This is a genomic window from Pseudomonas danubii (assembly GCF_042980055.1).
Lineage (GTDB): Bacteria > Pseudomonadota > Gammaproteobacteria > Pseudomonadales > Pseudomonadaceae > Aquipseudomonas > Aquipseudomonas danubii.
The window spans coordinates 3,267,606-3,281,176 of record NZ_CP116502.1; the positions used below are offsets into that span (position 1 = coordinate 3,267,606).

Here is a 13,571-nt window from a genome sequence, read left to right on the forward strand (position 1 = left end):
GGGTTTTTCTTTGTCTGCGATTTACCTGGCCCAGAGGCGCGACTCAGGCTTGGCACGCAGAGTCTTGGACAGCGGACTCTGTGGCCGCCACTGCACCGATCACCAGGATCGCCGGGCTCTTCAACTCGAAGCGCAGGGCATCGCGCTCCATCCCCGCCAGATCGCTGCGGCATTCCCGTTGTTCAGGCAGCGAGGCATTTTCAATCATCGCCACCGGCGTATCGGCTGCCAGACCGCCGTCGCGCAAGTGCCCGGCAATCTCCGCCAGCTTCGCCACCCCCATGTAGATCACCAGGGTCGTACCGCTTTGAGCCAGAGCCTGCCAGTTCAGGCTGCTGTCATCTTGAGTGTGGGCGGTCACCAGCGTCACGCCCCGAGCCACGCCTCGCAGGGTCAGGGGAATATCACAACGGGTCGCACCCGCCAGTCCGGCGGTGATGCCATTGACCAACTCCACCTCGATCCCACGTTCCTTCAACCACTGAGCTTCCTCGCCACCTCGCCCGAAAATGCATGGATCGCCACCCTTGAGGCGCACCACGCAGCGCCCTTGCCGGGCATAGCGCAGCATCAGGCGATGAATGAAGGCCTGGGGCGTGGAGCGACAGCCACCGCGCTTGCCCACCGGGATGACCCGCGCTGTGGGGCAATGGTCCAGCACCGCGCTGTTCACCAGATCATCGATCAACACCACATCGGCTTCGCCAAGGGCGCGTACGGCCTTGAGGGTCAACAGCTCGGGGTCTCCAGGCCCTGCACCTACCAGCCAGACTTTTGCGCTCATACGTTTTCCTCACACAGGGATGGCGACGACAGGTTGCACCGGAGTCGCCAGCAGGCGCTTGATCTCCGGCACGCAGGAGCCACATTGGCTACCGCAACCCAGTTGTTGTTTCAGTTGGTCGAGATTCAGGCCTTCAGCGATACCGGCACAGACCGCCCGGTAGCTGACGTTCTTGCAGTTACACAGGGTCCGCTCCCGTTCCCCGCCCAGGCCGCTGGCCCCCGGCGGGCTGCTCATCGGCGCCAGCAACCAGCGCCGTAGTTGCTCATCGGCGCGCCCCTCGAGCCACAGTTCCTGCAGCCAGTGCTGGGCCAGGGTTTCGCCGGCCAGGCGAATCGCGGTGATCCGCCCTTGTTCGATGCGCACCCGCTTGCCGATGGCCCGACGCGGATCGTCATAGGCCAGTACCGGCCCAGTTTCGAGCCCCAAGTGCTGATCGATGAGCTTGAGCAATGCCGGCTGCGGCGCCTCCTGATGAGCGGCCCGAATCACCAGGGCCGGACGTTCGCGACCGGTCAGGCTCAGGCTGACATAGGCAAAGGCTTCGCACAGGGGGCGCAGAGCCCTGAAGTGCGCCTGCACGTCGCCTTCGATCAGGGCAAACAATTGCCAAGGCAGTTGCACCGGCTCCAGGCGCACGCCGCTGTGTTTGAGTTCCGGTTGTTTGGACAGAGGGTCGAAGGCCGGCTGAGTGACGACATTGACCCCGCCCTTGAGGAAGCGATCGCCCCAGTGCATCGGCACAAAGGCCTGGCCGGGACGCACGCTGTCATCGCTGCTGACGGCGACGATCACACTGCCACGGCGGCTTTTCAGGTTGACCAGATCTCCCTCCCTTAGCCGCTGGCGCCGCAGTTCGTCCGGATGCAGGCTCAGCAGTGCTTCGCTGACATGGCCGAACAGCTGCGCCGCGGTGCCGGTGCGGCTCATGCCGTGCCATTGGTCCCGCAGCCGACCGGTGATCAGGGTCAGGGGAAAGCGGGCATCGCGCTGTTCCTTGGCGGGCAGGTAAGGGTCGCAGACAAAGTGCGCACGGCCAGTGGCGGTGGGAAAACGCCCATCCCCATACAAGCGCGGCGTGCCCTGTGTCGCGCCGCTGGGGAAGGGCCACTGCTGTGGGCCGAGACGGTCGATCAACTGGTGACTGAGGCCGGACAGGTCCAGATCGCGGTCCTGGGTCAGGCCTTTGTACTCATCGAACAGCTGGGCTGGGGAATCGAAGTCAAACAGGCTCGGCTGCCCGGGCCGCAGGCGTCGCTCCAGGCGTTGGGCGAAATCCACAGTAATGGCCCAATCAGGCCGTGCCTCACCGGGTGCGATTACCGCCTGACGCACATGAGAAACCCGCCGTTCCGAGTTGGTCACCGTGCCTTCCTTCTCGCCCCAACTGGCGGCAGGTAGCAGCAGGTCGGCAAAGGCCGCGGTTTCCGTGGTGGCGAAGGCTTCTTGCAGGACCACGAACGGGCAGTGCTGCAGGGCCGCACGCACCGCGTTCTGGTCCGGCAGCGACTGCGCCGGGTTGGTACAGGCGATCCACAAGGCCTTGATGCGACCGCTTTGCAGCTGTTCAAACAATTCGATAGCGGTCAGCCCGGGGCTGGCTGGCAACTGTTCCACCCCCCAATAAGCGGCGACCTCAGCGCGATGTTGGGGATCGGCAGCTTCCCGGTGCCCGGGGAGCAGGTTGCTCAGACTGCCGGTTTCGCGCCCGCCCATGGCATTGGGCTGACCGGTGAGGGAGAAGGGCCCCGCGCCCTTTCGGCCGATTTGCCCGGTGGCCAGGTGCAGATTGATCAGCGCACTGTTTTTTGCGCTGCCGGCGCTGGACTGATTCAAGCCCATGCACCACAACGACAGGAAGCTGGGCGCCGTCCCTATCCATTGGGCGCACAGCTGCAGTTGCTCAAGGCTGATACCGCAGAGTTGCGCCACCATCGTCGGGGTGTAGTCGCGGACCAGGAGCTTCAGCTCGGCCAGGCCCTCGGTGTGTTCTCGGATGAAGTCCCGATCGACCCAGTCCTCCCACAGCAACAGGTGGAGAATCCCGTGGAACAGCGCGACATCGGTGCCCGGCAGAATCGCCAGATGCAGGTCGGCCAGATCGCAGGTGTCGGTACGACGCGGGTCGATGACGATGACTTTCATGTCCGGACGCTGGCTTTTCGCGTGTTCCAGGCGCCGAAACAGCACGGGATGGGCGTAGGCCATGTTACTGCCGACGATCACCACGCAATCGCTGTGCTCCAGGTCCTCATAACTGCAAGGCGGCGCATCGGCCCCCAGGCTGCGTTTGTAGCCCACCACCGCCGAGGACATGCACAGCCGTGAGTTGCTGTCGATATTGTTGGTGCCCACCAGGGCCCGGGCCAGCTTGTTGAAGGCGTAATAGTCCTCGGTCAGCAGTTGCCCGGAGACATAGAACGCCACGCTGTCCGGGCCATGCTCGGCGATGGTCTGGGCGAATACCCCGGCGGCATGCTCCAGGGCGCTGTCCCAGTCGCAGCGGCTACGAGCCAGGTCCTTGCCCAGGCGCAGCTCCGGGTACAGGGCGCGGGCGTTGCGGTCGCCGGTCAAATGCAGGCTGGCGCCCTTGCTGCACAGCTTGCCGAAGTTGGCCGGGTGCGCCGGATCGCCGCTGACCCCGAGGATCTGCCGGCCGTCATGCTCGATCAGCACACCGCAGCCAACCCCGCAGTAGCAACAGGTCGAGGCCGTGCTCTGCGGCTTCATCAGCCGGCATCCCGCAGGGCCAACTGCACCCGGCCACTTGCCACCCGCGCCGGATGGTGATGGGCGCAGCCGGTGTCCGGGGCCTGGGCTTCGCCGGATTCCAGGTCGATCTGCCAGTTGTGCAGCGGGCAGGCTACGCGCTTGCCGTAGATCAATCCCTGGGACAGGGGGCCGCCCTTGTGCGGGCAGCGATCGTCGAGAGCGAAGACTTGATCATCGCTGGTACGAAAAATCGCGATATCGCCCTTGGGGCCCTTGATGATGCGCGAGCCCAGGGAATTGATCTCTTCCAGGGCGCAGATATCCAGCCAGTTCATGCCGGCACCTCCAGTTGTTTTACGGGGATTGACTCGAACTCTTTTTTCAGCTGCGGCTCGGCCAGGCGCTGTTGCCATGGGTCCTGCTCGAAGGACAGGGAGAACTGCAAGCGCTCGTTCAGCGCCTTGCGCCGTTCGGGGTCTTCCAGCACGGCCTTTTTCACGTGTTCCATGCCGACCCGTTGCAGGTAGTGCACGGTGCGTTCGAGGTAGAAGGCTTCTTCGCGGTACAGCTGGAGGAAGGCGCCGTTATATTCGCGCACTTCTTCGGCGGTCTTGAGCTTGACGAAAAACTCCGCCACCTCGGTCTTGATCCCGCCGTTGCCGCCGATGTACATCTCCCAGCCCGAATCGACGCCGATGATGCCCACGTCCTTGATCCCGGCTTCCGAGCAGTTGCGCGGGCAACCGGAGACCGCCAGCTTGACCTTGTGCGGCGACCACATGTTGAACAGGTCGTGTTCCAGCTCGATTCCCAGCTGGGTGGAGTTCTGCGTGCCGAAGCGGCAGAACTCGCTGCCGACGCAGGTCTTCACGGTGCGGATGGATTTGCCGTAGGCGTGGCCGGACGGCATGTCCAGGTCTTTCCAGACTCCGGGCAAGTCTTCCTTGCGGATGCCCAGCAGGTCGATGCGCTGGCCGCCGGTGACCTTGACCATGGGCACCTGGTACTTGTCGGCGACATCGGCGATGCGTCGCAGCTCGGACGGATTGGTCACGCCGCCCCACATCCGCGGCACCACCGAGTAGGTCCCGTCTTTCTGGATGTTGGCGTGGGCCCGTTCGTTGATCAGCCGCGATTGCGGATCGTCCCGGGCTTCCCCCGGCCAGGTGGAGATCAGGTAGTAGTTCAGCGCCGGACGGCAAGTGGCACAGCCGTTAGGGGTGCGCCAGTTGAGGTAGCTCATGGTGCCGGCGATGGTCAGCAGGTGCTGGTCGCGGATCGCCTGGCGGATCTGCCCGTGGTTCAGGTCGCTGCAGGCGCAGATGGCTTTTTCGCTTTTCGGCTTGACGTCCGCCGCGCCGCCCACGGTGTTGATCAGGATCTGCTCCACCAGCCCGGCACAGGAGCCGCAGGAGCTGGCGGCCTTGGTGTGCTTCTTGACCTCGTCGACGCTGAACAGCCCCTGTTCCTGAATGGCCTTGACGATGGTGCCCTTGCACACCCCATTGCAGCCACAGACCTCGGCAGTGTCGGCCATGCTCATGGCCTTGTCCTGGCCCTGATGGCCGACGTCGCCCAACGCGTTCTCACCGAACATCAGGTGGTCGCGGATCTCGCCGATGGCCTGCTGCTCGCGGATCTGCCGGAAATACCAGCCGCCATCCGCGGTGTCTCCATACAGGCAGGCGCCGACCAGCACGTCGTCCTTGATCACCAGCTTCTTGTAGACCCCGCCAATGGGGTCGGCGAGGGTGATGGTTTCGGTACCGTCGCCACCCATGAAATCCCCGGCGGAAAACAGATCGATGCCAGTGACCTTCAACTTGGTGGACGTCACCGAGCCCTGGTAGCGGGCGAAGCCCAGTTGGGCCAGGTGATTGGCGCAGACCTTGGCCTGTTCGAACAACGGTGCCACCAGGCCGTAGGCGATACCGCGGTGACTGGCGCACTCACCGATGGCGTAGATACGCGGGTCGAAGGTTTGCAGGGTGTCGTTGACCAGAATCCCACGGTTGCAGGGCAGGCCGGCCCGTTCCGCCAGCTCGGTGTTGGGGCGGATGCCGGCGGCCATCACCACCAGATCGGCGGGGATGATCTCGCCATTCTTGAACTGCACCGAGCCGACCCGGCCATTGCCGGCATCGATCAGGGCCTGGGTCTGTTCACACAGGCGAAACTTCAGGCCACGGCTTTCCAGGGCGCCTTGCAGCAACTGGCCGCTGGTCTGGTCCAGTTGCCGTTCCAGCAGCCATTCGCCGATATGCACCACGGTCACGTCCATGCCCCGCAGCTTGAGGCCGTTGGCAGCTTCCAGGCCCAGCAGGCCGCCGCCGATCACCACCGCATGGGTGTGAGTCTTGGCCGTGTCGATCATCGCCTGGGTGTCGGCAATGTCGCGATAGCCGATCACCCCCTGCAGGTCCTTGCCGGGAATCGGCAGGATAAAGGGTGTGGAGCCGGTGGCGATCAGCAGGCGGTCGTACTCGGCTTCGCTGCCGTCCTCGGCGATCACTCGACGCTTGATCCGGTCGATTTCCACCACCTTGCGATTGAGCAGCAGCTTGATGTTGTGGTTCAGGTACCAGTCCAGGTCGTTGAGGACGATGTCCTCGAACGTCTGTTCTCCGGCCAGCACCGGCGAGAGCAGGATGCGGTTGTAGTTGGTGTGGGGTTCGGCACCGAACACGGTGATGTCGTACAGCTCGTCGCTCAGTTTGAGCAACTCTTCCAGGGTGCGGACCCCGGCCATGCCGTTGCCGATCATTACCAGTTTGAGTCTTTTCATGGGCTTCTCCGGAGCTCAGGCAGGTTCAGTGCGGCCTGGCTCGAAAAACTGCGCGCAAACAAAAAAGGCGTCCCGTCAGTGGCCTGACGAGGACGCCTTTGTCCGATCCCGTTCTCTCGGGAAGCCTGCCTTCGTCGTTGAAGGCCGGGCTTTATGTCTGTTGTCCGCTCTCATGCAGCGCTTGTGCCAAGTTGCCGAGGGCGCGGTTTTATGGGGCCTGGGTCAGGTTTCCGGGGATGTCGGGTGTGGCCGTTGCACCTGATTGAGGCGCTGCGCCCTGTTTCGGCGCTTGGGGGCTGTGGGGGGGGGGCGATGGGCGGTCTGGGGGGCGTCAAGCAAGGTCCTGCGGACCTTATCGCAGCCTCGCTATGGCTCGGCAGCGGCTACAGGCCCAAGGCAGCCGAGGGTTGTGTAGCCGCTGCCGCAGGCTGCGAACGGCCCGTGGGGACGCGGGGCGCTAACGATGCAGCAGTGCCAGCAGCAATATCAGGTTGAGCAGCAGGGCGAGCAGGGCGAGGCCGCGCCAGACCTTCAGCGGCTCCCGTTCCAGCAAGGGGCGCGGCCGCAGGCTCAGGCTGCGGCGTTCACCCTGTTCCAGCACCAACAGCCATTCTTCGGCGGTTTCATAGCGCTGGGCCGGGTCGGCACAGACCCCGCGTTCCAGGCTTTGCTCCAGCCATTGCGGCAGATCCGGGCGGTAGCGGCTGGGGGGAACAGCAGCGGTGAAGCGCGGGCGCTGGAAGGCTTCGATCTCGCCATGGGGGTAGTGCCCGGTCAGCAGGTAATACAGGCTGACACCCACCGCATAGAGATCCTGTTGCGGGCTGGGAGGTTCGCCGGCGAAGGCTTCCGGGGCGATATAGCTCGGGGTGCCGGGCAGCTGGTGCGCCAGGTCCGCCGACAAGCCCGGGCAGTAGGCCAGGCCGAAATCCAGAATCCGCAGTTCGCCGTCGTCCCCCAGCAGCAGGTTGTCCGGCTTGATGTCGCGGTGCAGGATCTGCCGGCGGTGCAGCAGGCCAACGGCCCGCAGCAGGCGCTCGGCCAGGGACTGCCACTGGTCCAGGGGCAGGGGGCCGTTGTAGCGAAACAGCTGTTGCAGGGTGCGACCGGGGTATTCGCGCATCAGGTAATACAGATGCTGGCGCGCAGTGCCACCGTGCACCTGGGGAAAATACCGTCCGGCAACGCGGCGCAGCAGCCATTCCTCGGACAGCAGCCCCTGGCAGGCCGTCAGGTCGTTGTGCAGGGCCGCCGGCAGGGTTTTCAGCAGCCAGGCCTGGTGCTGTTCGTCACGCACGCGGTACAGCAGCGATTGCTGGCTCTGGCTGACCAGGCTCTCCACCTGCCAGCCTTCGAAGCGTCGCCCGGGTTTCAGCAACGGCGGCAGGGGCCATTGTTGCAAGTGCAGCAGGGCATCGCCGAGGCTGCTTTCGCCAAGCGCGTCGACCCGCACTAGCAGCGCGCTGGCATTGTCCTGACTACCGGCCAGGTGCGCTGCGTTGACCAAGGTCTGTGTCGCGCTGTCCAGGTCGGGCTGGTCCCGCAGAATGGCGGCGATGGCGCTGTCGCCCAGGCTGGCCCAGACCCCGTCGCTGAGCATCAGGAAACTTTCGCCCTGGCGCAGTTCGCCATCGAGGAAGTCCAGTACCAGATGCTGGTCCAGGCCCAGGGCGCGCTTGAGCACATGCTGCATGCCCGGCTGGTCCCAGACATGGTCCTCGCTGATGCGTTGCAACTGCTGTTGGTGCCAACGGTAGACCCGGCAGTCGCCGACATGGGCCAGGGTAAAGCGCCGGCCCCGCAGTACCAGGGCGCTGAGGGTGGTGAGCAGGGGCTGGCCGCCGCCGTTGGCCTGGAGCCAGCGGTTCTGGGCGGTCAGCAGGCGTTCCAGGGCCTGGGCCACGGCCCAGGTTTCCGGGGTGGCGTAGTAATCCAGGGCCAGGGCCTGCAGGCTCGAACGCGCTGCCAGGCCGCCGTCGGCGCACTGACTGACGCCATCGGCGATGGCGAACAGCAGGCCCTTGCTCGCCGCCAGATCCGGCGCCGGGGTGACCCGGCGCAAGGCGTCCTGATTTTCCGTCCGCGGTCCGGTGGCGCTGGCCTCGGCATGGCTCAGTTGCAGGCTCATGGCGCGCTCAGACCCGTGCCGCAGTTACGGCAGCGGAGCCCCAGGTGGTTCTCCAGCGGCGCTTGACCCCGTGCAGGCCGAACCAGGCCAGGACCCCGAGACTGGCGAACAGCCACAGTGCCAGTTGATAGCTGCCGGTGCTCTGCTTGATCGCGCCCATGCCTGCGGCCAGGGCAAAACCGCCGATGCCTCCGGCCATGCCGATCAGCCCGGTCATGACCCCGATTTCCCGACGAAAACGTTGCGGTACCAGCTGGAACACCGCGCCATTGCCGGCGCCGAGGCCCAGCATGGTGCAGACGAACAGGGCCAGGGCAGCGTAGGAACTGGGCAGGTTGAAACCCACGGCGGCGATGCAGACCACCGCCACGCTGTACATCGCCAGCAAAGTGCGGATACCGCCGAAACGGTCCGCCAGGGCGCCGCCCAGAGGGCGCATCAGGCTGCCGCCGAAGACACAGGCGGCGGTGTAGTAGCCAGCAGTCACCGGGCTCAGGCCGTACTGGTCATTGAAATAGCCGGGCAGGGCGCTGGCCAGGCCGATGAAACCGCCAAAGGTCACGCTGTAGAAGAACATGAACCACCAGCTGTCGCGGTCCCCCAGGGCCTTGAAGTAGTCGCCCATGGATTTGGCCCGCGGCCGCTCGGGGGCGTTCTTCGCCAGCCAGGCGAACAGCACCAGTGTCAGGAGCAGCGGGATCAGGGCGAAGCCGAAGACATTGCTCCAGCCGAAAGCCGCTGCCAGCACCGGAGCGAGCAGCGCGGCGAACACCGTGCCGGAGTTGCCGGCACCGGCGATGCCCATGGCCTTGCCCTGGTGTTGTGGCGGATACCATTGGGAGGCCAGGGGCAGGGCCACAGCGAAAGAGGCGCCGGCCATGCCGAGGAATACCCCCAGTAGCAAGGCTTGCTCATAGCTGTGGATGCCCAGCTTCCAGGCGCCGAACAGAGCGCCGATGACAATCACCTGGCCGATCAGGCCGGCGGTCTTGGGCGACAGGCGATCGGCCAGCAGGCCCATGATGAAACGCAGCACTGCACCGGCGAGGATCGGTGTGGCCACCATCAGCCCGCGTTGCTGGGGGCTCAGGTGCAGGTCGGCAGCAATCTGTACCGCCAGGGGGCCCAGCAGGTACCAGACCATGAAGCTCAGGTCGAAATACAGAAAGGCTGCGAACAGGGTCGGGGTGTGGCCGGATTTCCAGAAGCTTGAATTCATCGCGCACCTCAGCTGATAAGAGTCGTTGGAGTCGTCATGAGCTTGCAGGTGGAGCGCCGCCACGGCCGCGCCACCGACCCCGGTCAGTGGGGCCAAAACGAAAAAACGTCGGCATCCGGCTCGTTGTGGCAAGCAGGGTGCGCGACGTCTTTGTCGTAGGTGGGGCAACCGCCGTTGGTTACCGTTGAGGATTTGATAGCAAGAGCCGCGCCAACCGGCGGCCGATGCAGGCTCGCTTTAGGAGCTGGCTTGCCAGCGAAGGCGCCCTCAACACTGGCACAAGGTTCAGAGGCCTGTTCGCCGGCAAGCCGGTTCCTACGGGGCACAGGTCAGCCGAGTAGTTCCTGCATGGCGATGATCTGTTCCGCGACCTGGATCAGCTTCTGCTGTTTGCCCATGGCCTGACGGCGCATCAGGGTGTAGGCCTGTTCTTCGTCGCAGTCCTTCATCTTCATCAACAGGCCCTTGGCCAGCTCGATGCGCTTGCGCTCCGCCAGTTGCTGGTCCCGGGCCTGGAGTTGCGCGCGCAGGGCCTGGTCGCTTTCAAAGCGCGCCATGGCCACGTCGAGGATCGGTTGCAGGCGCTGGACCTGGATACCCTCGACGATGTAGGCGCTGACCCCGGACTTGATCGCCTGGCGCATCACCCCCGGATCGTGTTCATCGGTGAACATCACGATGGGCCGCGGTTGATCGCGGCTGACCAGCACCACTTGCTCCATCACATCACGGCTGGGTGACTCGGTATCGATCAGGATCACGTCCGGGCGCACCGTTTCGACGCGGCCCGGCAGGTCGATGGTCAGGCCGGATTCGTCAATCACCTCGAAACCGGCTTCGCTGAGTGCGGCCTTGAGCCTTCCGACTTTTTTTGCGGTGTCGTTGATCAGCAGGATACGCAGCATTTTCGCGGGCTCCGGTCAGCGCTGGGCGGCAAGGGCAGGGCTGTCGTTCATCGCATGCAGGCGGAAGCTGCGGGCATAGGCGGCAGGCTCAGAGCCGTCCCACACCTTGCCATCAATCAACTGGCTGCTGCGCATGTCCTGGTCCCAGGCGGTGATGCCCAGCGCGCTGGCGGCTTCGCGATAGAGTTCAAGCTGCTGCACGTGGCGAGCGACGCCCAGGTAGTCCGGGTCTTCCCGCAGCAGGCCCCAGCGCCGGAACTGGGTCATGAACCACATGCCGTCGGACAGATAAGGCAGGTTGACGGCGCCATGGTGGTGAAAGCGCAGGGCGTGGGGGTCCTGCCAGCGATTGCCCAGGCCGTCGGCGTAAGCCCCCAGCAGCCGCGGCTCGATGCAGTCCAGCGGTGCATTCAGGTAATCGGCGGCGCTCAGCAACTGGGCGGTGCTGCGGCGGTTTTCCGGGCTTTGTTCGATAAAGCGGCTGGCCTCGAGGATCGCCATGACCAGGACCCGGGCGGTGTTGGGGTATTGCTCGACGAAGGCGCGGGTGCAGCCGAGGACTTTTTCCGGGTGATCCGGCCAGATTGCCTGGCTGGTGGCCAGGGTGAAGCCCTGATCCTGCTGCACTGCACTGGCGCTCCAGGGTTCGCCGACGCAGAACCCGTCGATGCGCCCGGCCTGCAGGTGAGCCACCATCTGCGGCGGCGGCACCACTACGCTGTCGACGTCCTGCAGCGGGTGGATGCCCTGGCTGGCCAGCCAGTAGTACAGCCACATGGCGTGAGTACCGGTGGGGAAGGTCTGGGCGAAGGTCAGTCGTGCCCGGCTTTGGTGCACATGGCGGTCCAATGCTTCAGGGCTGGTCACTTTGAGGGCTTGCAGTTCCCGCGACAGGTTGATGCTCTGGCCATTCTGGTTCAGGCCCATGAGCACCGCCATGTCGCAGGGATGGGTCCCGCCGATGCCCAGGTGCACGGCGTAGATCAGGCCGTACAGGCTGTGGGCAGCGTCCAGTTCGCCACTCACCAGCTTGTCCCGCAGCCCGGCCCAGGAACTCTGGCGCTTGAGGTTCAGGGTCAGGCCGTAGGGCTGGGCAAAGCCCTGGGTGGCGGCCACCACCACCGAGGCGCAATCGGTCAGGGCCATGAAGCCCAGGTTGATGGCGGACTTTTCCGGGGCATCGCTGCCGTTGACCCAGGCCAGTGCGCAGTTGGGGTGTTCAGTCATGGCTTGGCACCTTGCATAAAAAAGCGTCGTACCCACTGGCCAGGCAAAGCCTGTGTGGGTGACGACGCCGTTGTCCTTGAACCTGGGCCGCCATTGGTCCAGGTCTGATGAGCAAGTGGGTGCAAGGCATATGCCATTGTCGGGGATTTCATTCTGCGCCTCGCCTGCAAGCCCTGGGCGCGGCTATAATCGGCGCCTTATTTCACCGCCAACCGAGTTCATCCCGCCCATGTATACCCTGGCCCGCCAGCTGTTGTTCAAACTCTCCCCGGAAACCTCCCACGATCTGTCCCTGGACCTGATCGGTGCGGGCGGGCGTTTGGGCCTTAACGGTCTGTTGTGCAAGGCGCCGGCGCAGTTGCCGGTGCAGGTCATGGGCCTGGAGTTTCCGAACCCGGTGGGCCTGGCTGCCGGTCTGGACAAGAACGGCGCCGCCATCGATGGCTTCGCTCAACTGGGCTTCGGCTTTGTCGAGATCGGCACCGTCACCCCGCGTCCGCAGCCGGGCAACCCCAAGCCGCGGATCTTCCGCCTGCCTCAGGCCGAAGCCATCATCAACCGCATGGGCTTCAACAACCTGGGGGTCGATAATCTGCTGGCGCGTGTGGCCGCCTCCCAATACAAGGGCGTGCTGGGGATCAATATCGGCAAGAACTTCGACACCCCGGTGGAGCGGGCGGTGGACGACTACCTGATCTGCCTGGACAAGGTCTATGCCCATGCCAGTTATGTCACGGTCAATGTCAGCTCGCCCAATACCCCGGGCTTGCGCAGCCTGCAGTTTGGCGAGTCCCTCAAGCAGCTGCTGTCGGCTCTGAGCCAGCGTCAGCAGGAGCTGGCGAGCATTCATGGCAAACGCGTGCCCCTGGCGATCAAGATCGCGCCGGACATGAGTGATGAGGAAACCGTTGAAGTGGCTCGGGCCTTGCTGGAAACCGGCATGGACGCGGTGATCGCCACCAACACCACCTTGAGTCGCGAAGGCGTCGAAGGCATGGAACACGGCGATGAGGCAGGCGGCCTGTCCGGCGCGCCGGTGCGCGACAAGAGCACCCACACAGTCAAGGTCCTGGCCGCCGAACTGGCCGGTCGCTTGCCGATCATTGCCGTGGGCGGCATCACGGAAGGCAAGCACGCGGCTGAGAAGATCGCCGCGGGCGCCAGCCTGGTGCAGCTGTATTCGGGCTTCATTTATAAGGGGCCGGCGTTGATTCGCGAGTCGGTGGATGCCATCGCGGCCATGGGCCAATAAGAACGGGTGCCAGCGCGGCCATAAAAAAGGGCTCCTCGAAGGAGCCCCTGGGCCGAAGCCCGCCGCCCGGATGGGGCGTGCGTGGTTAAGTCGTCATCTATTCAAGTTGTAGGTGTCGGAATGTGCCCTGATCAGCCGACAGCGCGAAGTTCGTTGAGTCTGTGGATGCCCGCAGTGCCAGTCATACCGTCCCAGTTGTCGCCGCGTCCTTCTCGCCAGCCGTTAATCCAGGCTTGGCGTACCGACGGTAGAGTAAATGGGCAAAGCTCACGGGACTTGCCATTAACGCCATACTGATATCCGCGTAAAAATGCTCTTTCCAACGGATCACGCTTTAGTCTTCTCATAGGGTGTTTCCCTCACTTGTTGACTGTCTTATGTCCCGTCGACCTTCTTCTGAGGTCGGGCAGATTGTCTCTGCCGTTGGTGCTCGCTGCCGGCGTGGCGAGCCTTGATGTTGACGCCATTGCGGCGCCAACCTGTGTTGAGTTCTAACCAATAGGTCACAGCAAGTGAATGATCGTTTTGTCATAAGGACGTAACGATAATGCTGTCCAGG

10 protein-coding genes are annotated in these 13,571 nt (G+C 64.3%); 1 reads left to right on the forward strand and 9 read right to left on the reverse strand.

The window, feature by feature from the left end; all coding sequences use genetic code 11:
- Positions 1-43: 43 nt before the first annotated feature.
- From cobA to PFZ56_RS15280, 8 genes are all read right to left on the reverse strand, one after another.
- Positions 44-784 (reverse strand): uroporphyrinogen-III C-methyltransferase, encoded by a 741-nt coding sequence (gene cobA / locus PFZ56_RS15245; protein ID WP_170003331.1) that lies wholly within the window; start codon positions 782-784, stop codon positions 44-46.
- Between the two features lie 9 nt (positions 785-793).
- The gene (locus PFZ56_RS15250) at positions 794-3,514 is read right to left on the reverse strand and encodes a nitrate reductase (protein WP_170003329.1); all 2,721 of its coding nucleotides are present in this window, start codon (positions 3,512-3,514) and stop codon (positions 794-796) included.
- Positions 3,514-3,831, reverse strand: coding sequence for a nitrite reductase small subunit NirD (nirD, locus tag PFZ56_RS15255; RefSeq protein ID WP_170003327.1), 318 nt, complete (start codon positions 3,829-3,831; stop codon positions 3,514-3,516). The genes PFZ56_RS15250 and nirD overlap by 1 nt, the downstream gene beginning before the upstream one ends.
- Positions 3,828-6,281 (reverse strand): nitrite reductase large subunit NirB, encoded by a 2,454-nt coding sequence (nirB, locus tag PFZ56_RS15260; RefSeq protein WP_170003325.1) that lies wholly within the window; start codon positions 6,279-6,281, stop codon positions 3,828-3,830. The genes nirD and nirB overlap by 4 nt, the downstream gene beginning before the upstream one ends.
- 457 nt (positions 6,282-6,738) lie before the next feature.
- Complete coding sequence (locus PFZ56_RS15265; protein ID WP_394304640.1) at positions 6,739-8,409, reverse strand: protein kinase; 1,671 nt, start codon at positions 8,407-8,409, stop codon at positions 6,739-6,741.
- 7 nt (positions 8,410-8,416) lie between these two features.
- The gene (locus PFZ56_RS15270) at positions 8,417-9,628 is read right to left on the reverse strand and encodes a NarK/NasA family nitrate transporter (protein WP_102878976.1); all 1,212 of its coding nucleotides are present in this window, start codon (positions 9,626-9,628) and stop codon (positions 8,417-8,419) included.
- Positions 9,629-9,957: 329 nt separating this feature from the next.
- Positions 9,958-10,533: an ANTAR domain-containing response regulator gene (locus PFZ56_RS15275; RefSeq protein WP_102863840.1), complete on the reverse strand. Its 576-nt coding sequence runs from the start codon at positions 10,531-10,533 to the stop codon at positions 9,958-9,960.
- A 15-nt stretch (positions 10,534-10,548) separates the two neighbouring features.
- A complete protein-coding gene (locus PFZ56_RS15280) occupies positions 10,549-11,760 on the reverse strand; it encodes a CmpA/NrtA family ABC transporter substrate-binding protein (protein WP_170003321.1) in 1,212 nt (403 codons plus the stop codon).
- 229 nt (positions 11,761-11,989) lie between these two features.
- Here PFZ56_RS15280 and PFZ56_RS15285 point away from each other — a divergent pair, with 229 nt between their 5' ends.
- Positions 11,990-13,012 carry a quinone-dependent dihydroorotate dehydrogenase gene (locus PFZ56_RS15285; RefSeq protein WP_170003319.1) on the forward strand — a complete coding sequence of 341 codons (1,023 nt, stop codon included), beginning with the start codon at positions 11,990-11,992 and terminating at the stop codon, positions 13,010-13,012.
- 131 nt (positions 13,013-13,143) lie between these two features.
- On the opposite strand, the gene rmf is transcribed toward PFZ56_RS15285, so the two are convergent.
- Positions 13,144-13,359 (reverse strand): ribosome modulation factor, encoded by a 216-nt coding sequence (rmf, locus tag PFZ56_RS15290; protein WP_016965693.1) that lies wholly within the window; start codon positions 13,357-13,359, stop codon positions 13,144-13,146.
- Between the last annotated feature and the right edge of the window lie 212 nt (positions 13,360-13,571).